This window comes from Ruegeria sp. CDSB029 (assembly GCF_059611125.1).
On sequence record NZ_JBXWOX010000004.1, the window covers coordinates 240,817 to 263,978 of the forward strand.

Genomic DNA, 23,162 nt, shown 5'->3' on the forward strand with positions numbered 1-23,162 from the left:
TTGATGAGCGAAGCACTCAAAGAACTCGGCACCCAGCTGGAGTTGAAGCGAACTGATTGTGTTCTGTCCTGGGACGTAACCCATGGTGAGTTGACTGTAGATGTGGCGCTGTCGAACGTTGTGGAGTTCATTGAATTCCTGAAGTCTGACCGCAGCTGCCAGTTTTCCACGCTCGTCGATATCACCGGCGTCGACTACCCGGAACGGGCCAAGCGTTTTGACGTGGTTTATCACTTCCTGTCGATGTATCAGAACCAGCGCATCCGCCTGCGGGTCTCGATCCGCGAAGAGGACATGGTGCCCTCAATCGTGGACGTACATCCATCGGCCAACTGGTTTGAGCGCGAAGTGTTCGACATGTTCGGCATCTTGTTCTCAGGCCACCCGGATCTGCGGCGCATCCTGACCGACTATGGATTCCGTGGCTATCCGCTGCGCAAGGATTTCCCAACCACAGGATACACCGAAGTTCGATATGACGAGGCCCAAAAGCGGGTTGTGTATGAGCCGGTGTCGCTAGTCCAGGAATACCGTCAGTTCGATTTCATGTCCCCGTGGGAGGGCGCGAATTACATACTGCCGGGTGATGAAAAGCAGGAGGCTGAATAATGGGTGGCATTTGGTGGCTGATCCTGTCTGCGCTGACCATCATCCCGATGGTGAAGATATTGCCGTTTTTCGGGATCAATAAATTCTGGTGCCTTCTTTGTCTGGTTCCATTCGGCACGATCGCGTTGCTGTGGTGGGTCGGGCTGAAACTACAAGAGTTGGAGCGCCGATAAGATGCTGATGCTGCTGGGGGAACTGATCGCTTTGGGTGCGCTGGGGGTCTTGCTGGCAGGGGCTGCGGCCAAGGCTGTCGAAGCGGAAAAGGTCCGGGTTCGGGCTGATGCGAAAAAGAAACGGGGGCGTTGATGGACGGCTCAAGATACGATGACGGCAGCACTGACGCGCTGAGCGGAGAACAGAAGATCCGCAATTTCAACATCAACTTCGGCCCGCAACACCCTGCGGCGCACGGGGTTTTGCGTCTTGTGCTCGAGCTGGACGGCGAGATCGTTGAACGCTGTGACCCGCATATCGGCCTGCTTCACCGTGGCACCGAAAAGCTGATGGAAAGCCGAACGTATCTGCAAAACCTGCCGTATTTCGACCGTCTGGATTATGTGGCGCCAATGAACCAGGAGCACGCCTGGTGTCTGGCCATCGAAAAGCTGACCGGCGTCGAGGTGCCGCGTCGCGGCTCGTTGATCCGGGTTTTGTATTCCGAGATCGGGCGTATTCTGAACCACCTCCTGAACGTGACGACACAGGCGATGGACGTTGGCGCGTTGACTCCGCCGCTGTGGGGCTTTGAAGAGCGTGAAAAGCTGATGGTGTTCTACGAGCGTGCCTGCGGTGCCCGCCTGCACGCGGCCTATTTCCGACCCGGCGGTGTCCATCAGGACCTGCCGCCGGAACTGCTGGACGATATCGAGGCATGGAGCCATGAGTTCCCTGCCGTTCTCGATGACATCGACGGTCTGCTGACCGAAAACCGCATCTTCAAACAGCGTAATGCCGATATCGGTGTCGTGACCGAGGAAGATATCCAGAAATACGGCTTCTCGGGCGTGATGGTGCGTGGATCGGGTCTGGCATGGGACCTGCGACGCGCGCAGCCCTATGAATGCTATGACGAGTTCGAGTTTCAGATCCCCGTCGGCAAAAACGGTGACTGCTATGACCGTTACCTGGTCCGAATGGAAGAGATGCGTCAATCGCTGTCGATCATCCAGCAGGCCATTGTCAAAATCCGTGACTGCCCCGGTGACGTCCTGGCACGCGGCAAGATCACTCCGCCGAAACGTTCGGACATGAAAACCTCGATGGAAAGCCTGATCCATCACTTCAAGCTGTACACCGAAGGCTTCCACGTGCCCGCAGGCGAGGTCTATGCCGCCGTCGAGGCCCCCAAGGGTGAGTTCGGCGTCTATCTGGTCGCCGACGGCACCAACAAACCCTACCGCGCCAAGCTGCGCGCGCCGGGTTTCCTGCACCTGCAAGCCATGGACCATATCGCCGGGGGTCACCAACTGGCAGACGTGGCCGCGATCATCGGGACAATGGATGTCGTGTTCGGAGAGATTGACCGGTGAGACGCCTTGTTTTGATCCTGGCGCTAGCAGCCGCCACACCGTTGCAGGCCGCCTCGACCCATCCGACGGCAAAAGTGCTTGAGGTGATGCGCGAAAACGGCTGCCGGCTGGATGTATCGCGCGCCGAGGAAGCCTTTTCTGCCCATGACCTGCGACCCGAAGATGTCAGCGCTGTGATTAATTCCTGGGCTGAACAGGGGGTGGCCGGGCTGGACGGTGCGACATTCGAAATTGCTCCGGCGATCTGCGGTGCGCATGGGCTTGCGCCAGAGGACACGGCGGGCCGTGCCGATGCACTTTATGATTTTGTGCGTCTGAACGGGTGCCGCATGGTCGACGAAGAAGCTCAGATCAAATTGCGCCCCGCCGGTTTTACTCAGGCCGAAACGCCTGATCTGATTGCCCGCCTTGTCAATCAAGGCCGCGCGCATCAGGAAGACCCCTATATTATCGTGATCGGAGATGCCTGCTAATGCTGCGCCGTCTGCACCCAGAACAACCTGAAAGCTTTGCCTTCACTGCTGCCAACCAGCAGTGGGCCACAGCACAGATCACCAAATACCCTGACGGCCGTCAGGCCAGCGCGGTTATCCCGCTGCTTTGGCGCGCGCAGGAACAAGAAGGCTGGCTGAGCCGTCCCGCGATTGAATCTGTCGCCGACATGCTGGGCATGGCCTATATCCGGGTGCTCGAGGTTGCGTCGTTCTACTTCATGTTTCAGCTGCAACCGGTTGGCACTGTCGCGCATATTCAGGTGTGTGGCACTACCTCCTGCATGATCTGCGGGGCTGAAGATCTGATCGCGGTTTGCAAGGAAAAGATCGCTGCCAAACCGCATGAGCTTTCAGTTGATGGCAAATTGAGTTGGGAAGAGGTGGAATGCCTTGGGTCCTGCACCAATGCGCCGATGGCGCAGATCGGCAAGGACTATTACGAAGATCTGACCGCTGACAGTTTTGGCAAGATCATTGACGATCTGGCCGCCGGCAAGGTGCCGACTCCGGGTCCGCAGAATGGCAGATACGCGGCAGAACCGCTAAGCGGTCTGACCAGCCTCACGGAATACGATGCCGGAAAACCGCAGTACAATGCCAGTGTTGAACTGGCCGAAGATCTTGGTGATACGGTCAAGCGCATCGACGGGACCGAGGTTCCGATCCTGACGCCATGGCTGGGCAAAGACGGCAAGGCTGCGGCGACCAAGGCCGCTCCAAAGCCACCAAAGGCGCCGGCACCCGCCAAACCCGCCGTGAAGCAGGCGGAAGAGGCAAAGAAGGCGCTGATCAAAGAGGATCAGCCCGAAACTTTGACCGCCGCGCGGGATGGCAAAGCGGACGACCTCAAGATGCTAAAAGGGGTCGGGCCCAAGCTTGAACAGACGCTGAACGAACTTGGCTTTTTCCACTTCGACCAGATCGCTGCATGGACGCAGGAACAGGTGGCCTGGGTAGATGCGCGGCTGAAGTTCAAGGGCCGGATCGAGCGGGACGGTTGGATCGGACAAGCAGCCCTACTGGCGACAGGCGAAGAAACCGAATTTGCAAAACGTGCCAAAGAAGACGGCACCTACCAAGACTGAATAGGACGGTGCCCGTTCGGGGCATCAAGGTGAGATGGACAAAGAAAAAGAACAGGCCATGGCCCGCAAGGGCCGACATATCGGGGTGGTCATCGCGGTGACCATGCTGTTGTGGCTTGCCATTTCGTTGTTCATCGGCCCGGCACTGGGATTGCCCGGGCGCTATGCGCTGCTGTTTGATTTCGCCGCTTTGGCGGGTTTCATCTATGCGGGCGTGAACATTTTTCAACTCTGGCGCATGCGTCAGGACAGCTGAAGGTAAGACATGATGCTGAAGGATCAGGACAGGATCTTTACCAATATCTACGGGATGCATGAGCGCACTTTGAAAGGCGCGCAGACCCGCGGGCATTGGGACGGCACAGCTGGCCTGATTGGGAACGGGCGTGACTGGATCATCCAGACCATGAAGGACTCGGGCCTGCGCGGTCGCGGCGGTGCGGGTTTTCCCACCGGTCTGAAATGGTCGTTCATGCCCAAGGAAAGCGACGGTCGTCCGGCCTATCTGGTGGTGAACGCGGACGAATCCGAGCCCGGCACCTGCAAGGACCGTGAGATTATGCGCCACGATCCGCATACGCTGATCGAAGGCTGCCTGATCGCGTCTTTCGCGATGAATGCGCATACCTGCTATATCTACCTGCGTGGTGAGTACATTCGCGAGCGTGAGGCACTGCAGGCCGCAATTGATGAGGCATATGATGCGGGATTGCTGGGCAAGAACGCTGCTGGGTCGGGTTGGGATTTCGACCTGTTTCTGCATCACGGGGCCGGGGCGTATATATGCGGTGAGGAAACAGCCCTGATCGAAAGCCTTGAGGGCAAGAAGGGCATGCCGCGTATGAAACCTCCGTTCCCGGCGGGGGCGGGCCTCTATGGCTGTCCGACCACCGTGAACAATGTGGAGTCTATCGCCGTTGTGCCGACCATCTTACGGCGTGGTGCCGACTGGTTTGCCGGTTTTGGCCGCCAAAACAACGCGGGCACCAAACTGTTTGCAATATCGGGCCACGTAAACAATCCCTGCGTAGTAGAAGAGGCGATGTCGATCCCGTTTGAGCAACTGATCGAAACGCATTGCGGCGGCATTCGCGGTGGATGGGACAACCTGCTGGCGGTGATCCCCGGTGGTTCTTCAGTGCCTTGTGTGCGCGGTGAAGACATGCGCGACGCCATCATGGATTTCGACCACCTGCGCAATGATCTGGGCTCGGGCCTTGGGACGGCGGCGGTGATCGTGATGGACAAATCCACGGACATCATCAAAGCGATCTGGCGGCTGTCGAAGTTCTACAAACATGAAAGCTGTGGTCAGTGTACTCCTTGCCGCGAAGGCACCGGCTGGATGATGCGCGTGATGGACCGTCTGGTGCGGGGTGAGGCCGAACTGGAAGAGATCGACATGTTGTTTGACGTGACCAAGCAGGTCGAAGGCCACACAATCTGTGCTTTGGGCGATGCGGCAGCCTGGCCGATCCAGGGCCTGATCCGCAACTTCCGCGAAGAGATTGAAGACCGTATCAAGGCCCAGAAATCGGGCCGTATGGGCGCGATGGCGGCGGAGTGATCAAGTTGCGGGATATCGGATCAAACCCAAACCAAGTTGAGATCAGGGAGTTGAACTAATGGAAACTTTTGCTGAGTATTCACATGCAATCGCATCCCTCGTGGTCTTTACGTTGATCATTCTGGCGCTTGCGCCTTTTTCAGCGCTGGCCAAACAGAGCAAGGGCTTGGCTCCCGGGGCGACGCCTGAACAGGACTATTCCGACAAGGCGTATCGTCTGAACCGGGCGTATCTGAACGGGACCGAGACGTTGCCGGCCTATGTCGCTGTCACGGTCGCGGCCATGTTGCTTGGGGTCAGCCCGTTTTGGGTGAACCTATTGGCATCGGTCGCTCTGATTGCGCGCATCGTCATGCTGGTTATTCACATGCGTGGTATTGGACAACCGCACAGCGGCGTTCGGTCCGTATCCTACGTTGTCGGATGGGCCTGCATGGTTGTGATGGGCTTCATGGCATTGGTGGCGGCGTTCTAATGGAAAAGAAAGGTACTTATCCGTTGACTGGATCAAAATTCAGGATGGGACGTGTGGTGCTGACCGCCGCCTTGGGTGCTGCAGTTTTTGTCTCGGCCTGCGGCACGTCGTCCAGTGACCGAATCCTCTTTGATGGCAAAGCCTTCCGGGCCAAAGCGAAAGCCGTCGACAAGAAGAACGCGCCCACGGATTTCACTGTTGTGGTGAACGGCGTGTCCGCGTCTTTGGATGGCGCGCGCGAAGCGGGAAGGCATGAAGGAACCAAATTCTGTATCGACGCCTTTGGGACTTCAAAAATCAACTGGAAAGTCGGACCCGACACCGAACCGCAAAACCTGCGCATTACCGACAATAAATTGACCTTTGCAGGAACCTGCCAGCGACCATGATGCGGTTTTTTGCATATCAGCCCATGACGCAGGACGTGTTATTGAATAGCACTCCGGCACCGGATCGTTTTGGCCTGTCCAAAACAAAAGGATTTGTCATGTCTGGTGTGAAACTGCTTATTGCGTTGTCTGTTCTGACGTTCCCTGTCGCAGTCGAGGCCAAACCGCCCTTGCGCGAAGTCAAAGAGATTGACGACGAACTCTATTACATCGCTATCGCAAACGAGATTTCGGATTACTGCCCGTCGATCAGCGGGCGCAGGTTGAAGGCGATTGGCGTGATGTGGGGGCTCAAGTCCAAAGCGAACAGTCTGGGGTATTCGGACGGCGAAATCCGCGCTTACGTGGAATCGGATGCCGAAAAGGACCGGATGCGTGCCAAAGGTGAGACGTATCTGGCCGCGAACGGTGTGTCTTATGACAATCCCAAATCTTTCTGCACGCTGGGTCAGTCAGAGATTGAAAGAAACAGCGCCATTGGCGTGTATTTGAGGGCGAACTAGACCATGTCTGACCTCCGCAAAGTGAATATCGACGGGCAGGAAATCGAAGTCGATGGTGCGATGACGCTGATCCAGGCCTGTGAACAGGCCGGGGTCGAGGTGCCGCGCTTTTGCTATCACGAGCGTCTGTCGATTGCCGGGAATTGCCGGATGTGTCTGGTCGAAGTTGTCGGCGGCCCGCCCAAACCTGCAGCGTCGTGTGCGATGCAGGTACGCGATCTACGCCCAGGGCCGGAAGGACAGGCGCCCGAGGTCAAGACGAACTCGCCCATGGTCAAGAAAGCCCGTGAAGGGGTGATGGAGTTCCTGCTCATCAACCACCCGCTGGACTGCCCGATCTGCGATCAGGGTGGCGAGTGCGATCTGCAGGATCAGGCGATGGCGTATGGCATGTCGGGCTCACGCTTCAAGGAAGCCAAGCGCGCCGTGGACGATCTGGATCTGGGGCCGCTGGTCGGAACCGCGATGACCCGCTGCATTAGCTGCACCCGTTGCGTGCGCTTTACGACCGAGGTCGCCGGGATCACGCAGATGGGCCAGACCGGGCGTGGTGAAGATGCCGAGATCACGTCCTACCTGAACGAGACGCTGAATTCGAACCTACAGGGCAATATCATCGACCTGTGCCCGGTTGGGGCGCTGACTTCGAAGCCCTACGCCTTCACTGCGCGCCCTTGGGAGCTGACCAAGACCGAGAGCATCGACGTAATGGATGCCCTGGGCTCGAACGTTCGTGTCGATACCAAAGGGCGCGAAGTCATGCGCTTTCTGCCGCGCAACCATGACGGTGTGAACGAAGAATGGATCAGCGATAAGACCCGGTTCGTCTGGGATGGTCTGCGTCGTCAGCGTCTGGACAAACCTTACGTGCGCGAAAACGGCAAGTTACGTCCGGCCTCGTGGCCGGAGGCGCTGACCAAAGCTGCCGAAGCGCTGAAAGGGGCGGAAAAACCTGCGGGCATCGTTGGTGATCTCGCTCCGGTCGAGGCCGCGTTCGCGCTGAAGCAATTGATCGAAGGACAGGGCGGTGTTGTTGAATGCCGAACCGATGGGGCCAAGCTGCCTGCGGGAAATCGCGGTGCCTATGCCGGGACGGCCGCGATCGAGGATATTGACACAGCCGAGCGAATTCTGCTGATCGGAACGAACCCGCGTGACGAAGCTCCGGTTCTGAACGCGCGTATCCGCAAGGCTTGGGTACATGGGACCGAGGTGGCCTTGGTTGGGCCTGCGGTCGATCTGACCTACGCGTACCACCATATAGGCGACGACCGCGCGGCGTTGCAAAAGGTCGTCGAGATGGGCGGCGATGATGAGATCAAGGGCAAAGCCTCGCTGGTCATCGTCGGGCAGGGTGCGCTGCTTGAGGCTGACGGCGCAGCTGTGCTGGCCGCCGCGCAAACGATTGCAGCCAATACCGAAAGTGGATTGCTGATCCTGCACAGCGCTGCGTCTCGCGTGGGGGCGATGGATGTGGATGCCACCAACGAAGGCGGCATGGATGCGGTTAGTGCGGCTGACGTGATCTACAACCTCGGCGCGGATGAAGTTGAAATCGGCGAAGGTGCCTTTGTGATCTATCAGGGCAGCCATGGTGATCGTGGCGCGCACCGTGCCGATGTGATCCTTCCTGGTGCCGCGTATACCGAGGAAAACGGCCTGTTCGTGAACACTGAAGGCCGCCCGCAGCTGGCGATGCGTGCCGGGTTCGCCCCGGGTGAGGCGAAAGAGAATTGGGCCATTTTGCGGGCTTTGTCGGCAGAACTGGGCGCTACGTTGCCTTTCGACTCGCTGGCGCAACTGCGCACAGCGTTGATCGAAGCCGTGCCGCATCTGGCCCAAATCGACCACGTGATCGAGAATGAGGTCCAGCCGTTGGATGCTGGCCCTCTGGGTCAGGCAACGTTCCGCAATGTGATCAGGGATTTTTATCTGACCAACCCGATTGCACGGGCGTCGCAGTTGATGGCCGAGCTTTCTGCTCAGGCGCAGTCTCGGAATACCGGGAAGATTGCGGCAGAATGAACCAGACCCGTTTCATATCGCTTTCAGAAGCCAACATCGCTTGCGGTGCGGGCACCAGGGAACTGCGCATGAAACGCAGTGAAAAAGGTAGCGCGATGGCTGCGGATGCTGTTTACACCTATGCGCCGACCCAACCGCAAGATGCGCAGGCACTTGGCCTGATCATCACCCGCGAAAAATTGAATACCCACGGTGTGAGGACCAATGGCTGATTTCTTTAACACCCCAGGCGGAATAGCCATCATCATTCTGGCGCAAGTGCTTGCAGTTGTTGCCTTCGTGATGATTTCGCTGTTGTTCCTTGTTTACGGCGACCGCAAGATCTGGGCCGCCGTCCAAATGCGCCGCGGCCCCAACGTGGTTGGCGTCTATGGACTGCTGCAATCGGTGGCTGACGCCCTGAAGTACGTGGTAAAAGAGGTGGTCATACCCGCCGGGGCCGACCGCACTGTGTTCATCCTCGCACCGCTGACCTCATTCGTATTGGCGATGATCGCCTGGGCCGTGATCCCGTTCAATGATGGCTGGGTGCTGTCGGATATCAATGTCGCAATCCTGTATGTCTTTGCCGTGTCCTCACTGGAAGTTTATGGCGTGATTATGGGCGGTTGGGCGTCGAACTCAAAGTACCCGTTCCTTGGATCATTGCGCTCTGCGGCTCAGATGATTTCCTATGAAGTTTCCATTGGCCTGATTATCATCGGTGTTATCATCTCAACCGGTTCCATGAACTTCGGCCACATTGTCGAAGCGCAGGACGGCCGGTTCGGTTTCTTCAGCTGGTACTGGTTACCGCATTTCCCGATGGTCTTCCTGTTCTTCATCTCGGCGCTAGCGGAAACCAACCGGCCTCCGTTCGACCTGCCCGAGGCGGAATCGGAATTGGTCGCCGGTTATCAGGTCGAATACTCGGCCACGCCCTTCCTGCTGTTCATGGCCGGTGAGTATATTGCAATCTTCCTGATGTGCGCCCTGACCACGCTACTGTTCTTCGGCGGCTGGCTGTCACCGATCCCGGGCCTGCCCGACGGAGTGCTGTGGATGGTCGCCAAGATGGCGTTCTTCTTCTTCCTCTTCGCGATGGTCAAGGCTATCACGCCCCGCTACCGCTATGACCAGCTGATGCGGTTGGGCTGGAAAGTCTTCCTGCCCTTCTCGCTGGCCTGGGTGGTCTTTGTGGCCTTCGCGGCGAGGTTCGACTGGTTCTGGGGCGCGTTTGCCCGTTGGAGCGTAGGGGGATGAGGATAAGTCTTCTAAATCTGTTGGTGGCTTGCACGGTGGCTGCTGGAAGCAGTCCTGTCTCGGCTGATAAAGCGGAGCCATTGGAGCAGCGGAACATGCTTGATTTGGCACGCGGGTTCTGCGGATCCGAAATTGACGCTGTATCTGCTATCGACGATAAGGTTCTAGGCATTCTCGCAAATAACACAGGTGGGTTGGACCCGAGGGTTGATGTGGACCAGCATTCTGCCTTCGATAAGTTTGCCATAGGTGCCCTTGTTAACGCGATCCAGGTTGGCGACATGGCGGTTTATCGGAGCCACCTAGCCAATGGTGATCCGATTTCAGAGGGGATGCGCAACAAATCTATCGCTTTGTTGGATCTGGTTGATTGCCTTTGGATCACACAGGAAGACCGTGCTCACTTGGAAGAGTTCGTCAATTGGGGAATCGAAAACGGTGATTTTCCGAGCGATATGAAGGTGGATCAGTTGTTGAGCGCGACAAATATGTCGGAATGCGCGCGTATGAGAGAGTTTGACCGTCGCACATTAGCGCTCGATCCTGATACGCCAGATATCGTGGATCAGATGTCGGCGATTGCAGAAGACACAATTGGACGCTGCGAGAAGGATTCCTAAGCCATGACCCAAATCGATTACACTCGTGCCGCCAAATACTTCCTTCTGCAAGACTTCTGGGTCGGCATGAAACTGGGGTTGAAGTACTTCTTCGCCCCAAAGGCCACCATCAATTACCCGCACGAAAAAGGTCCTCTCTCCCCACGCTTTCGTGGTGAGCATGCCCTGAGACGTTACCCGAACGGCGAGGAACGCTGCATCGCCTGCAAGCTGTGTGAAGCGATTTGCCCGGCACAAGCCATCACCATCGACGCCGAACCGCGCGAAGACGGCAGCCGCCGCACCACGCGCTATGACATCGACATGACCAAGTGCATCTATTGCGGTTTCTGCCAAGAGGCCTGTCCGGTCGATGCCATTGTCGAAGGTCCGAACTTTGAATTCGCGACAGAAACCCGCGAAGAGCTGTTCTACGACAAGGAAAAACTGCTCGATAACGGCGAACGCTGGGAAGCCGAGATTGCCCGCAATCTGGAAATGGACGCGCCGTACAGATGAGTGACACGCCCCAAAATCCGTTCGACCTGATGATGAAGCAGGCGCAGGACATGGCCAAGGCGATGAACCCGGCGATGGAGAATTTCTCGCCCAAGGGGTTCGAGGCGCTGTGGCCGACCATGCCCAAAGAGGTCATGGAAATGATGTTCGGCAACACCGTCAACAAGGACGGACTGGATGCCAAGACCCGCCTGCTGCTGACGCTGGCCGGACTGACTTGTCAGGGCGCGCAGGCGGATGCGGCGGTGCGTCAGACCGTGCGCCATGCGCTGGAGGCCGGTGCCAAGAAACAAGAGATCGTGGAAACGATCGGTCAGATGTCGGTCTTTGCCGGCATCCCGGCCATGACCCGCGCGCTGGAATTGGCGCAAGAGGTCCTGGGCGACAACGAGGATGAGGATCAATGACCGTCTTTGCCTTCTACCTGTTTGCCATCAGCGCCATCACCGGCGGGCTGTTTACGGTGATCAGCCGTCAGCCGGTGCATTCGGTGCTGTGGCTGATCCTGTCCTTCCTGTCTTCGGCGGGGCTGTTTGTGTTGCTGGGTGCCGAGTTCGTAGCGATGCTGCTGATCATCGTCTATGTCGGCGCGGTCGCGGTGCTGTTCCTGTTCGTGGTGATGATGCTGGACGTGGACTTTGCCGAGCTCAAGGCTGAGATGGCGCGCTATATGCCGCTGGCCCTGTTGATCGGTCTGGTCATCCTGATGCAGTTCGTCATGGCCTTTGGGGCATGGGACAGCGCGCAGGGTGCAGCGGCCAATCTGGCACAGCCGATCCCGGTGGACCGGCACAACACCGAGGCCCTAGGTGTTATCCTTTATGATCAATACTTCCTTCTGTTCCAACTGGCGGGCCTGATCCTGCTGGTGGCCATGATAGGCGCCATTGTTTTGACGTTGCGCCACCGAAAGGACATCAAGCGTCAGGACATCGTCGGCCAGATGATGCGCGACCCGGCCAAGGCGATGGAGTTGAAGGACGTGAAACCGGGGCAGGGGTTGTGATCAGAAGATCTTTAATATCTGGGTTTGCGTTGATGCTTTGGACCGGAAGCGCAATAGCTGAGTGCGGACTTCCAAACTGGTTTAGAGACGCGTTAGGCCGCGCTCCTATGACAACCGGCGATCAATGCCGGTTCGAAAATGCGGGCAATTGGAGATGGACTACGGAAGGCGGGCCAGTTACCGCGTTTGGGGGTTCACTCGTTGCCCAAAAGCTTACCACCTTCGGGTGTGGCAAAGATGAGGAAATTCGGGTCTCTGATTGTGAGACAGGGGAATTAGTTACTTTTTTTGGAACGACTTGTGGTGGCCCGATTCTGACAATCCCTTTCAGCACCGTCGAGTGTTTTGATGGTACGGATGGCCTACTGCAAATGTCTCAGTCTTCGACTTTGTCACAATTGGCTGAATCTGCTGAACGAAATGGAGTTCAATTCAGATCTGAGACTATTTCTGAGCAGTTCGAGGATTTCCCCATTAATCGCAGACCAAAAGCAAATTGCGGCTGCAAACTCTACTACCCCGACTCGCCAGGAGCGAAGCTATGATCGGACTTGAACACTATCTTACGGTCGCGGCGACGCTGTTCGTCATCGGCATCTTCGGTCTCTTCCTGAACCGCAAGAACGTCATCATCCTGCTGATGAGCATCGAACTGATGCTGCTGGCGGTGAATATCAACCTCGTGGCGTTTTCCAGTTTCCTCGGCGATCTGGTCGGGCAGGTGTTCACGCTGTTTGTACTGACCGTGGCGGCGGCCGAGGCGGCGATCGGGCTGGCCATTTTGGTTTGCTTCTTCCGCAACCGTGGCACCATCGCGGTTGAAGACGTCAATATGATGAAGGGGTAAGAGAATATGGAAACCACCATCCTCTTTGCCCCGCTGGTGGGCGCGCTGCTCTGCGGGTTCGGCTGGAAGTTCATTGGCGAGAAAGCCGCCATGTGGACCGCCACTGGCCTGCTGTTCCTGGCCTGTCTGCTGTCCTGGATCGTGTTCTTCTCGTTCGACGGTGTGACCCAGCAGATCGAGATCATGCGCTGGATCGAAAGCGGTTCGCTGTCGACAAGCTGGGCCGTTCGACTGGATCGTCTGACCGCGATCATGCTGATCGTGGTGACGACGGTTTCGGCGCTCGTGCACCTCTATTCCTTCGGCTACATGGATCACGATCCACAGTGGCGCGAGGGCGAGAGCTATAAGCCGCGCTTCTTTGCCTATCTGTCGTTCTTCACCTTCGCCATGCTGATGCTGGTGACAGCCGACAATCTGGTTCAGATGTTCTTTGGCTGGGAAGGTGTGGGTGTAGCCTCGTACCTGCTGATCGGATTCTATTATCGCAAGCCCACGGCCAATGCGGCGGCGATGAAAGCATTCATCGTGAACCGGGTTGGCGACTTTGGCTTTGCTCTGGGCATCTTCGCGTTGTTCTTCCTGACGGACAGCATCAATTTCTCAGACATTTTCGCGTCGGCCCCTGCGCTGGCCGAAGAGAAGCTGCATTTCCTTTGGGGTGAGTGGAGCGCAATCGAGGTGATCTGCGTCCTGCTGTTCATCGGCGCAATGGGTAAATCGGCACAGCTGATCCTGCACACCTGGTTGCCGGACGCGATGGAAGGCCCGACGCCTGTGTCGGCGCTGATCCACGCCGCAACCATGGTGACGGCGGGTGTGTTCCTGATCTGCCGGATGTCGCCATTGATGGAATTTGCGCCGGGTGCCACGGGGTTCATTACCTTCCTTGGGGCCTCGACCGCGTTTTTTGCTGCAACCGTTGGCCTGGTTCAGACCGACATCAAGCGCGTCATAGCCTATTCAACCTGTTCTCAGTTGGGCTACATGTTCGTGGCCGCGGGTGTTGGCATGTATTCGGCAGCGATGTTCCACTTGCTGACGCACGCCTTCTTCAAGGCGCTGTTGTTCCTTGGCGCAGGTTCGGTGATCCACGCGATGCATCACGAGCAGGAGATGACCGAATACGGCGGCCTGCGGAAGAAAATCCCCTATACATTCTGGGCGATGATGATCGGAACCCTGGCGATTACAGGCGTCGGGATCCCGCTGACCCAAATCGGGTTCGCCGGGTTCCTGTCCAAGGATGCCATCATCGAAAGCGCCTTTGCCGGCGGCACCGGATATGCCTTCTGGATGCTGGTGATCGCGGCGGCGTTCACGTCATTCTACAGCTGGCGTCTGATTTTCCTGACCTTTTATGGCGAAGAACGTGGCGACAAGCATACGCATGAGCACGCGCATGAAAGTCCGATGACCATGCTGGTGCCGCTGGGTGTTCTGTCCTTGGGCGCGGTGTTTGCCGGGATGATCTGGTATGGCAACTTCTTTGGTCACACAGACAAGGTCGGCAAGTTCTACGGTATACCGGTGGCTGAGGCGTCCGAGCATGCAGAGGCCAATGATCACGGTACAGCCGATACGACCCATGGAGACGATACGCATGCGGATGAGGCGCACGCGGATGAAGGCCATGGTGATGACGCCGGACACGAAGAAAAAGCGGCGCACGGCGACGACCACCATTACGTCTTCGCGGGTGAGCCGGGCGAGGGCGCGATTTACATCGCGCCGGATAACCATGTTCTGGACGATGCGCATGCTGCCCCCAAGTGGGTCAAAGTTTCGCCTTTCGTTGCGATGTTGCTGGGCTTTGTGGTGGCTTGGTTGTTCTATGTAAGTGACGGGAAGGTCTATATTGCCGGATTCGAAGTGCGACTGCATCGCGGTAATCTACCTGCGCGTCTGGCCGCCAACCAGCGTCCTCTGTACCTGTTCCTGCTAAACAAGTGGTACTTTGACGAGATCTATGACGCGGTTTTCGTCAAACCCACCATCGCGCTCGGCCGGTTCCTGTGGAAACGGGGTGACGGCAACACCATTGACGGTTTCCTCAACGGGGTGGCCATGGGTGTTGTCCCCTTCTTTACCCGCCTCGCTGGCAAGGCGCAGACGGGCTACATCTTTACTTACGCCTTCTGGATGGTTCTGGGTATCGCTGCCCTTGTCACTTGGATTTCGATCGGCGGAGGCGCACACTAATGGATAATATCCTCTCCATCGTCACCTTTATCCCCGCCGTGGCAGCAGGCATTCTGGCCCTGTTCCTGCATGGCGAGGACGTGGCCGCACAGCGAAATGCCAAATGGGTCGCACTGGTGGCAACTTCGGTGACGTTCCTGGTCTCGATCGGCATCTATACGGGGTTTGATCCGTCCAACACCGGCTTCCAGATGGTGGAAGAAGGCGAGTGGCTGCTGGGTCTGAAATACAAGATGGGCGTGGACGGTATCAGCGTTCTGTTTGTCTTGTTGACCACCTTCATCATGCCTCTGACCATTCTGGCCAGTTGGCACGTCACGGACCGCGTCAAGGAATACATGATCGCCTTCCTGTTGTTGGAAACGCTGATGCTGGGCGTGTTCATGGCGCTGGATCTGGTGCTGTTCTACCTGTTTTTTGAGGCAGGTCTGATCCCGATGTTCCTGATTATCGGCATCTGGGGCGGTGCGAACCGGGTTTATGCCAGCTTCAAGTTTTTCCTCTACACCTTCCTTGGATCAGTGCTGATGCTGGTGGCAATGGTCGCGATGTATGCGGACGCGGGCACTACCGATATCGAAGCGTTGATGAGCCATCATTTCTCGTCCGAAGGGTTCAGCGTGCTTGGCATCTATGTTGTCGGCGGTATGCAGACGCTGATGTTCCTGGCGTTCTTTGCATCCTTCGCGGTGAAGATGCCAATGTGGCCGGTACACACCTGGCTGCCGGATGCGCACGTTCAGGCACCGACCGCCGGGTCGGTCGTTCTTGCTGCGATCCTGTTGAAGATGGGCGGCTACGGCTTCTTGCGGTTCAGCTTGCCGATGTTCCCGGTGGGCTCGGCAGTGATGACTGATCTGGTGTTGTGGATGTCAGCGATTGCGGTTGTCTACACCTCGCTGGTGGCGCTGGTGCAAGAAGATATGAAAAAGCTTATCGCGTATTCTTCGGTCGCGCATATGGGCTTTGTGACCATGGGCATCTTTGCTGCGAACCAGCAGGGCATTGACGGCGCGATCTTCCAGATGCTTAGCCACGGGTTCATCTCTGCCGCGCTCTTCCTGTGTGTTGGCGTGATCTATGACCGGATGCATACTCGCGGCATCGAGGCTTACGGTGGTTTGGTCATTCGCATGCCAGCCTATGCGCTGGTCTTCATGTTGTTCACGATGGCCAATGTAGGCCTGCCGGGCACCAGTGGGTTCATCGGAGAATTCCTGACACTGATGGGAACCTTCCAGGTCAACACATGGGTGACGGCTGTGGCGGCTTCTGGCGTGATCTTCTCGGCAGCTTATGCGCTATGGCTGTATCGCCGAGTGGTCTTTGGCGATTTGATCAAGGAAAGCCTCAAGGCGATGACGGATATGAGCTCGCGCGAGCGGCTGATCTTTGCTCCGCTGATCGTGATGACCATCCTGCTGGGCGTCTACCCGTCGCTGGTGACCGATGTGATCGGCAACTCGACCGCCGCGCTGATTTCGAACTATGACATGGCTCTGGCCGCGGCTGAGGCCGCGACCCAGTCAGCCGCATCGCATTAAGGGGGCTTTGGAGACATGATCCAGGCTGATCTGACGATAATCCTGCCAGAGATTGTTCTGGCCGTATATGCGATGGCGGCGCTGTTGGCGGCTGTCTACACGACGAAAGACGGGGTGGCACCTTTGCTGGTCTGGACAACCGCTGGGTTGATGGCACTACTGGCGATTTGGATCGCGACCAACGGCGATGGTACCAATGTCGCGTTCAATGGCATGTTTGTCGATGACGGGTTTGCCAGGTTCTCGAAGGTGGCGATCCTGCTGTCCGCGGCGGCCATTCTGGTGATGAGCCAAGAATATATGGCGCGTCGCGATCTGTTGCGGTTCGAATTCCCTCTGTTGGTTGCGCTGGCCGCTGTCGGTATGATGATGATGGTCAGCGCGGGCGATCTGATGTCGCTTTATATGGGGCTGGAACTGCAGTCACTGTCGCTGTACGTCGTGGCCGCGCTGCGCCGGGATAGTGCCAAATCGACCGAGGCCGGTTTGAAGTACTTCGTGCTTGGTGCGCTGAGCTCGGGCTTGCTGCTGTACGGTGCCTCGCTGGTTTATGGGTTTACAGGCACCACGCTGTTCTCGGGTATCATCCAAACGGTTCAGGATGGTGAGATTTCGGTTGGCCTGCTGTTTGGTCTGGTGTTCCTGATCTCGGGACTGGCGTTCAAAGTGTCCGCCGTGCCATTCCACATGTGGACGCCGGATGTGTACGAAGGCTCGCCCACGCCTATCACCGCATTCTTTGCCACAGCGCCGAAAGTGGCTGCCATGGCTCTGTTCGCACGCGTTATGCACGACGCTTTTGGAGGCGTGATCAAGGACTGGCAACAGGTGATTGTCTTGCTTTCTGTTCTGTCGATGCTGCTGGGTGCGGTTGCAGCGATTGGCCAGCGTGACATCAAGCGGCTGATGGCGTTTTCGTCGATTGCCCATATGGGCTATGCGCTGATCGGACTGGCTGCGGGGACCGAGTTGGGCATCAAGGCTATGCTGATGTATCTGGCCATCTATGTGACGATGAATATCGGCACTTTCGCTTTCATTCTGATGATGGAGCGGGACGGTAAACCGGTCACGGACATCGACGCCCTGCGCCAATATTCCAAACGCGAACCGGGCAAGGCGCTGGCGGTGCTGATCCTGATGTTCAGCCTGGCGGGCGTCCCACCAATGCTGGGCTTTTTCGCCAAATTCGGTGTCTGGCAGGCCGGCGTAAGCGCGGGCCTGACCGGGCTGGTGATCGCCTCAGCCATCGCGTCTGTTATTGGTGCCTTTTACTATCTGCGGATCGTGTTCTACATGTATTTCGGAGCTGAAAACGACGACCCGATCGAAACGCATTCTTCGCCGGTTCTGTGGGTTGCTCTAATGGGCTCGGCCGCGTTGATGCTGGTGGGTGTGTTCTATCAGTTCGGTATTGAAGGCGCGGCTGCAGCTGCGGCGGCTACTCTTGTCAATTGATCCACTTAACACATCAAATTTGGGGGCTCGGTCAGCGGACCGGGCCTTTTTGACATGACAGACTGGCCACAGGGATACGGCCTGCATGTGCTGCAAGAGGTCGACAGCACATTGAACGAGGCCACCCGCATGGCCCCGACCACGACCGGTCCGGTTTGGATCATGGCGCATCACCAGACGGCGGCGCGTGGGCGACGGGGTCGGGCGTGGGCCAATCCCAAGGGAAATCTGGCCGCGACCCTTTTGATGCGGCCACAGGGAAATCCGGAACAGGCCGCACTGCGCAGCTTTGTGGCTGCGCTGGCGCTGTTTGACGCCTGCGTTGCAGTGACCGGACGGGCGACGGGTTTGTCCCTAAAATGGCCCAACGATGTATTGCTGAACGGCGGCAAACTGGCTGGTATCCTGCTGGAAAGCACAGGGCAGGGGCACGGCGTCTCGCACTTGTCCATCGGCATCGGCGTGAACCTGTCAGAGGCACCCGGAGCAGATCAGGTAGAACCCGGCGCCGTCCGACCGGTTTCCCTATTATCGGAGGCCGGAGCCAACGTAACGCCCGAGGATTTCCTGACAGAACTTGCTGTCGCCTATGCCAGATACGAGAACCAATTCGTGACTTACGGGTTTGAACCGATTCGGACCGCGTGGTTGGCCCGGGCCGCCAAGTTGGGTGAGGTCATCACCGCCCGTACCGCAGCGTCGGAAACGGTTGGAACCTTTGAAACGGTGGACGCAAGGGGCAACCTTGTCCTAAACACCGCCAAAGGCCGCGTCAGTATTCCGGCGGCGGATGTGTTTTTCTGAAGGAGGCTCAGATGCTTCTGGCTATCGACTGCGGTAACACGAATACTGTGTTCTCGATCTGGGACGGTGAAAGGTTTCTTTGCACCCTGCGCACATCGACCCACCATGCGCGCACGGCGGATGCCTATTTCACGTGGTATTCGACGCTGGTGAAACACTATGGGATCGAGGCTGAAATTACTGATGTGATCATCGCCTCGACCGTGCCTCGGGTTGTGTTCAACCTGCGGGTCTTTGCTGATCGGTTCTTTGGATGTCGGCCGCTTGTCGTGGGCAAGCCCGATTGTCTGTTGCCGATGAATCCGCGTGTAGACGAGGGCACAGTGCCCGGCCCGGATCGTCTGGCCAACGCGGTCGCTGCGTTTGACCGGCATGGCGGCAATGTGGTTGTCGTGGATTTTGGCACGGCGACGAACTTTGATGTGGTTGCGGCGGATGGGGCCTATGTCGGTGGGATCATTGCGCCGGGCGTGAACCTTAGCCTCGAGGCGTTGCATCAGGGCGCGGCTGCCCTGCCGCATATTGATATCACCCGCCCTGAAAATGTGATTGGCACGAATACGGTTGGCTGTATCCAATCCGGCGTGTATTGGGGCTATTCCGGATTGATCGAGGGGCTGATTTCCCGGATCAAGGCGGAATACGGAATGCCGATGAAAGTCGTTGGAACCGGTGGGCTCGCGCCGCTGTTCGATCAGGCGGACGTGGGGTTTGACGCAATCGAAGATGATCTGACGATGCACGGGCTTACCGTGATTCATCGCTATAACAAGGACAATGGCTCGACATGAGCAGCGAAAGATTGATCTACCTGCCGCTGGGCGGTGCTGGCGAAATTGGCATGAACGCCTATGTCTACGGCTATGGCAAACCCGGACAGGAACGGCTGATCCTTGTGGATCTGGGCGTAACATTTCCCGACATGGACACCACCCCGGGCGTTGACTTGATCCACGCGGACATTTCGTGGCTGCGCGAACGTGCCGACCGGCTGGAAGCCGTGTTCGTCACCCACGCACACGAGGACCACGTGGGTGCCGTAGCGCATTGCTATGAGGCGCTGGGTGCGCCTGTATATGCACGGGCCTTCACCGCCAACATCGCGCGCCGCAAGATGGAAGAGCACGGACACCCCGAGGATGCCGTACATACTGCATCGGCATGGCCCGAACAGATTTCCGTTGGTCCGTTTAAGGTGGGTTTCCTGCCGGTTTCGCACTCGATCCCCGAAAGCGCTGCCCTGGTGATCGACACGCCTGAGGGGCGGATCGTACATACCGGCGACTTCAAGCTGGATGAAAACCCGATCGTGGGTGAGCCTTTTGACCCCAATCTCTGGGCCGAGGTTGCCAAGTCTGGCGTCAAAGCGCTGGTGTGTGACAGCACGAACGTGTTTTCCCCCCATGCGGGCCGCTCAGAATCCGAGGTCGGTCCCGAGATCACCAAGCTGGTTGAGGAAGCCAGCGGCATGGTTGTCGCCACCACATTTGCGTCGAACGTCGCGCGTGTGAAAACATTGGCCGAGGCGGGTGAACGGGCGGGGCGCTCGGTCGTTCTGCTGGGTCGCGCGATGCGCCGGATGATTGAAGCCGCGACCGAAACGGGCATTCTGACCAGCTTTCCACGCGTCGTCAGCGCCGAAGAGGCTGTGGACATGCCGCGCCAGAACCTGATGCTGATCGTCACCGGCAGCCAGGGAGAACGCCGCGCGGCCAGCGCACAACTTGCGCGGGGCAAATACCGCGGGTTGGAACTGAAAGAGGGCGATCTGTTTCTCTTCTCGTCCAAAACCATTCCAGGCAACGAGCGTGGCGTGATTTTCATCATGAACCAGCTCAGTGAAAAGGGCGTGGATGTGGTCGATGACAGTGCGGGCCTGTACCATGTGTCTGGTCACGCCAACCGTCCGGATCTTGAGAAAGTACACGGGCTGGTCGATCCGCAGATGATCATTCCGATGCACGGTGAACATCGTCACCTGCGCGAGCATGCCAAACTGGCCGAAGCTGGTGGGCGTACCGGTATTCTGGCCGTAAACGGCACCATGCTGGATCTGACAGGGAATGCGCCGCGGGTTGTCGATTATGTCGAAACCGGACGAACCTATCTGGATGGCACAGTCAAAGTTGGCGCCCTGGATGGGGTGGTGCGCGACCGGATTCGCATGGCGCTGAACGGGCACGTCACTGTCACGGTTATTCTGGACGAAGAGGACGAACCACTGGGCGAGCCGTGGTGCGACACGATGGGTCTGTCCGAGGTTGGATCATCCCGTGCCGCATTGGTTGAAGTTCTGGAGGAAGACCTGAATCAGTTCCTGATGCGGGCCGACGCCAAAACCCTGCGCGACGATGACAAGCTGGAAGAGGCAATACGCCGGATCGTTCGCCAAACAGCAAAGACCGAGATTGGTAAAAAGCCCGAAGTCACCACAGTAATCAGCCGCATGAAATAACTTATCTGAGGGCCACCGGCCCTCAGTCTACTTCTGGCATGGGATAGCCGCGAAGCTTGAGGAAAAGGCTTTCTTCCTCACTGTTCAGAAAGAACGGAACGGTTTCAGGTGGCGTCGGGTCTGTCACCCGAGCGGCGATTTCGGCCAGCACCACTTCGGTAATGAACGGCAGGTCGAATTCGCGTGCCCGGTCCAGCGCCACCCATTGCAGATGCGACAGCTCGTCCGAGGCGTGGCTGAAATTGTCCAGATCGCCCTGGATTGCAGTGGCGTCTACCAGGAAAAAGCGTGCATCGAACCGGCGGGGTCGCCCAGGCGGGGTGACGGCACGAAAAACGAACTGAAGTGCTTGTGCCGATGGGCGGTATCCCATCTGCGCAAAAGTCGCCCAATCTTCGGTCAGCGGACCGGCCCAATCGCCCGGTTGGCCCAAAATCAGTCCGGTTTCTTCCCAAAGCTCTCGGATCGCAGCCGCCGCTAAGGCATTCTGCAACCCGGCTTGTGACCGTTCCGCAAGGCGATCACAGCACACAGCGGGCAGATCCGTTGACAGTTCAACATCCGCATCAGACGCATCGACAGCGCCGCCTGGGAAGACAAACTTGTTGGGCATGAACGCGGCTTTTGCGCCGCGTTGCCCCATCAGGATGGAGGGATTGGTCAGACGATCCCGCAAAACAATGACTGTCGCCGCGTCGCGTATGGCTGTTTTGTCCACCGTCATCCGTTGCTCAACTTGCGGTCCAAGATCACGCGGACTGGCCAAAGCCGTGCATGCGACGAGCCCATTGATAGGCGACAACTGCCCCTTTCAATCGTGGCAGCAGGAATAGTGACAGGGCAGTACAGCCAAATGCTAAAACCAAGAACATCGTCAGGGGCTCAGGGCGCCAATGGACATAAGATAAGTGAAGCGCCGGTGCCAGCAGGTGACCCACCAGAAGAATGGTCAGATAGGCCGGCCCGTCATCGGCGCGATGGTGAAACAGCTCTTGTCCGCAATTCGAACATTCGTTGTTAACCTTGAGGTAGCTGTGCAGCAGTTTGCCTTCGCCGCAATTTGGGCAACGGCAACGGAACCCTTTGACCAGTGCTGGCTTTGTCGGGCGGTCTTCTACATCGTGGGTTTCGATCGTCTGATCTGTCATGTTGATACTCGCGCGTTCCAATGATGAGGATATAACGCTTGTTTGTGGCTTCGGGAAAGGGGGTGCGTCGCTTTGCATCGCCATGACGTTTTTAAAAAAGTTTCACTTCCTGCGACGGAATGGGATGCCTGCCCCGTTTGAACCTATGTAAGCAGCGGCAATGGCGCCGCGAAAACAAGGGAAAAACGTTATGAAAAGCGCCAAATTCATTCCGGCAATCATTGTGTCAGCACTGGCAATCACTGGCACATCCGTTTTCGCCGCAGGCGGTAAAGATCGCGAACCTGTGACCTTTCAACAGCTCGATGCGAACGGTGACGGGCAGGTGACTAAGGAAGAAATGCAGGCTCATCGGAATCAGCGTTTCACCAATGCCGACACCGACGGCGACGGCCAGCTGAGCGTCGAAGAGATGCAGGCAGCAGGTCAAAAGAAGGCCAACGACCGTGTTACGAAGATGTTTGAACGCAACGATGCCAACAAGGACGGGTTTCTGAGCGAGGACGAGTTGCCCAAGCCGCGCCGTGCTGACAAGATGTTTGACCGGATCGACGCGAACGAGGACGGCGCTATCTCGGAAGAGGAATTTGCCGATGCAAAAGACAGAATGGGGAAGCGCCACAAGAAACATGGGAAAGCGGACTCTGACGACAGCTGACGCG

Annotated in this window: 28 protein-coding genes; 26 read left to right on the plus strand and 2 right to left on the minus strand. The window is 57.6% G+C overall.

Features of this window, described 5'->3' with window-relative positions; all coding sequences use genetic code 11:
• The first annotated feature begins 3 nt into the window (after positions 1–3).
• The 25 genes from AC2FI8_RS07130 (at position 4) to AC2FI8_RS07250 (ending at position 21,352) form a co-directional block, all read left to right on the plus strand.
• Positions 4–609, plus strand: coding sequence for an NADH-quinone oxidoreductase subunit C (locus AC2FI8_RS07130; RefSeq protein ID WP_496768035.1), 606 nt, complete (start codon positions 4–6; stop codon positions 607–609).
• On the plus strand, positions 609–782 hold the full coding sequence (locus tag AC2FI8_RS07135; RefSeq protein WP_058274391.1) for a hypothetical protein: 174 nt from the start codon (positions 609–611) through the stop codon (positions 780–782). The genes AC2FI8_RS07130 and AC2FI8_RS07135 overlap by 1 nt, the downstream gene beginning before the upstream one ends.
• Before the next feature lies 1 nt (position 783).
• Positions 784–915, plus strand: coding sequence for a hypothetical protein (locus AC2FI8_RS07140; protein WP_255415356.1), 132 nt, complete (start codon positions 784–786; stop codon positions 913–915).
• A complete protein-coding gene (locus tag AC2FI8_RS07145) occupies positions 915–2,138 on the plus strand; it encodes an NADH-quinone oxidoreductase subunit D (RefSeq protein ID WP_472723305.1) in 1,224 nt (407 codons plus the stop codon). Before AC2FI8_RS07140 ends, AC2FI8_RS07145 begins: the two co-directional genes overlap by 1 nt.
• Positions 2,135–2,611, plus strand: coding sequence for a hypothetical protein (locus AC2FI8_RS07150; RefSeq protein WP_282119181.1), 477 nt, complete (start codon positions 2,135–2,137; stop codon positions 2,609–2,611). Before AC2FI8_RS07145 ends, AC2FI8_RS07150 begins: the two co-directional genes overlap by 4 nt.
• On the plus strand, positions 2,611–3,717 hold the full coding sequence (gene nuoE, locus AC2FI8_RS07155; protein WP_496778101.1) for an NADH-quinone oxidoreductase subunit NuoE: 1,107 nt from the start codon (positions 2,611–2,613) through the stop codon (positions 3,715–3,717). The genes AC2FI8_RS07150 and nuoE overlap by 1 nt, the downstream gene beginning before the upstream one ends.
• A gap of 34 nt (positions 3,718–3,751) precedes the next feature.
• A complete protein-coding gene (locus AC2FI8_RS07160; RefSeq protein ID WP_058274396.1) occupies positions 3,752–3,973 on the plus strand; it encodes a DUF5337 domain-containing protein in 222 nt (73 codons plus the stop codon).
• Positions 3,974–3,985: 12 nt separating this feature from the next.
• Positions 3,986–5,284, plus strand: coding sequence for an NADH-quinone oxidoreductase subunit NuoF (gene nuoF, locus AC2FI8_RS07165; RefSeq protein WP_058274474.1), 1,299 nt, complete (start codon positions 3,986–3,988; stop codon positions 5,282–5,284).
• A gap of 58 nt (positions 5,285–5,342) precedes the next feature.
• Positions 5,343–5,759, plus strand: coding sequence for an MAPEG family protein (locus AC2FI8_RS07170; RefSeq protein ID WP_496768045.1), 417 nt, complete (start codon positions 5,343–5,345; stop codon positions 5,757–5,759).
• Positions 5,759–6,148, plus strand: coding sequence for a hypothetical protein (locus AC2FI8_RS07175; RefSeq protein WP_496778103.1), 390 nt, complete (start codon positions 5,759–5,761; stop codon positions 6,146–6,148). The genes AC2FI8_RS07170 and AC2FI8_RS07175 overlap by 1 nt, the downstream gene beginning before the upstream one ends.
• Complete coding sequence (locus AC2FI8_RS07180; RefSeq protein WP_496778105.1) at positions 6,145–6,651, plus strand: DUF5333 domain-containing protein; 507 nt, start codon at positions 6,145–6,147, stop codon at positions 6,649–6,651. The genes AC2FI8_RS07175 and AC2FI8_RS07180 overlap by 4 nt, the downstream gene beginning before the upstream one ends.
• A 3-nt stretch (positions 6,652–6,654) precedes the next feature.
• Positions 6,655–8,676, plus strand: a complete 2,022-nt coding sequence (gene nuoG / locus AC2FI8_RS07185; RefSeq protein WP_496778107.1) for an NADH-quinone oxidoreductase subunit NuoG — start codon at positions 6,655–6,657, stop codon at positions 8,674–8,676.
• Positions 8,673–8,888 (plus strand): hypothetical protein, encoded by a 216-nt coding sequence (locus AC2FI8_RS07190; protein ID WP_496778109.1) that lies wholly within the window; start codon positions 8,673–8,675, stop codon positions 8,886–8,888. Before nuoG ends, AC2FI8_RS07190 begins: the two co-directional genes overlap by 4 nt.
• Entirely contained in the window at positions 8,881–9,918 is a 1,038-nt protein-coding gene (nuoH, locus tag AC2FI8_RS07195; RefSeq protein ID WP_496724495.1) for an NADH-quinone oxidoreductase subunit NuoH, read from the plus strand. The genes AC2FI8_RS07190 and nuoH overlap by 8 nt, the downstream gene beginning before the upstream one ends.
• Positions 9,919–10,013: 95 nt before the next feature.
• Entirely contained in the window at positions 10,014–10,538 is a 525-nt protein-coding gene (locus AC2FI8_RS07200; RefSeq protein WP_496724497.1) for a hypothetical protein, read from the plus strand.
• A 3-nt stretch (positions 10,539–10,541) separates the two neighbouring features.
• Complete coding sequence (gene nuoI, locus AC2FI8_RS07205) at positions 10,542–11,036, plus strand: NADH-quinone oxidoreductase subunit NuoI (protein WP_050602762.1); 495 nt, start codon at positions 10,542–10,544, stop codon at positions 11,034–11,036.
• Positions 11,033–11,443: a carboxymuconolactone decarboxylase family protein gene (locus AC2FI8_RS07210; RefSeq protein ID WP_281994869.1), complete on the plus strand. Its 411-nt coding sequence runs from the start codon at positions 11,033–11,035 to the stop codon at positions 11,441–11,443. Before nuoI ends, AC2FI8_RS07210 begins: the two co-directional genes overlap by 4 nt.
• Entirely contained in the window at positions 11,440–12,042 is a 603-nt protein-coding gene (locus tag AC2FI8_RS07215) for an NADH-quinone oxidoreductase subunit J (RefSeq protein ID WP_281994868.1), read from the plus strand. Before AC2FI8_RS07210 ends, AC2FI8_RS07215 begins: the two co-directional genes overlap by 4 nt.
• A 541-nt stretch (positions 12,043–12,583) precedes the next feature.
• Positions 12,584–12,889, plus strand: a complete 306-nt coding sequence (gene nuoK / locus AC2FI8_RS07220) for an NADH-quinone oxidoreductase subunit NuoK (protein ID WP_005984024.1) — start codon at positions 12,584–12,586, stop codon at positions 12,887–12,889.
• A 6-nt stretch (positions 12,890–12,895) separates the two neighbouring features.
• Positions 12,896–15,091 carry an NADH-quinone oxidoreductase subunit L gene (gene nuoL, locus AC2FI8_RS07225; protein ID WP_496778111.1) on the plus strand — a complete coding sequence of 732 codons (2,196 nt, stop codon included), beginning with the start codon at positions 12,896–12,898 and terminating at the stop codon, positions 15,089–15,091.
• A complete protein-coding gene (locus AC2FI8_RS07230; protein ID WP_496778113.1) occupies positions 15,091–16,635 on the plus strand; it encodes an NADH-quinone oxidoreductase subunit M in 1,545 nt (514 codons plus the stop codon). Before nuoL ends, AC2FI8_RS07230 begins: the two co-directional genes overlap by 1 nt.
• Positions 16,636–16,650: 15 nt before the next feature.
• Complete coding sequence (nuoN, locus tag AC2FI8_RS07235; protein WP_496778115.1) at positions 16,651–18,093, plus strand: NADH-quinone oxidoreductase subunit NuoN; 1,443 nt, start codon at positions 16,651–16,653, stop codon at positions 18,091–18,093.
• Between the two features lie 54 nt (positions 18,094–18,147).
• Complete coding sequence (locus tag AC2FI8_RS07240) at positions 18,148–18,897, plus strand: biotin--[acetyl-CoA-carboxylase] ligase (RefSeq protein WP_496768063.1); 750 nt, start codon at positions 18,148–18,150, stop codon at positions 18,895–18,897.
• 11 nt (positions 18,898–18,908) lie between these two features.
• Complete coding sequence (locus AC2FI8_RS07245) at positions 18,909–19,688, plus strand: type III pantothenate kinase (RefSeq protein ID WP_058274409.1); 780 nt, start codon at positions 18,909–18,911, stop codon at positions 19,686–19,688.
• Positions 19,685–21,352, plus strand: coding sequence for a ribonuclease J (locus AC2FI8_RS07250; protein WP_496778117.1), 1,668 nt, complete (start codon positions 19,685–19,687; stop codon positions 21,350–21,352). The genes AC2FI8_RS07245 and AC2FI8_RS07250 overlap by 4 nt, the downstream gene beginning before the upstream one ends.
• 22 nt (positions 21,353–21,374) lie before the next feature.
• Here AC2FI8_RS07250 and AC2FI8_RS07255 read toward each other — a convergent pair whose 3' ends face one another.
• The gene (locus AC2FI8_RS07255; protein ID WP_496778119.1) at positions 21,375–22,076 is read right to left on the minus strand and encodes an NUDIX hydrolase; all 702 of its coding nucleotides are present in this window, start codon (positions 22,074–22,076) and stop codon (positions 21,375–21,377) included.
• Between the two features lie 25 nt (positions 22,077–22,101).
• Positions 22,102–22,500 carry a DUF983 domain-containing protein gene (locus AC2FI8_RS07260; RefSeq protein ID WP_113788484.1) on the minus strand — a complete coding sequence of 133 codons (399 nt, stop codon included), beginning with the start codon at positions 22,498–22,500 and terminating at the stop codon, positions 22,102–22,104.
• 190 nt (positions 22,501–22,690) lie between these two features.
• Here AC2FI8_RS07260 and AC2FI8_RS07265 point away from each other — a divergent pair, with 190 nt between their 5' ends.
• On the plus strand, positions 22,691–23,158 hold the full coding sequence (locus AC2FI8_RS07265) for an EF-hand domain-containing protein (protein WP_058279674.1): 468 nt from the start codon (positions 22,691–22,693) through the stop codon (positions 23,156–23,158).
• Positions 23,159–23,162: the final 4 nt, after the last annotated feature.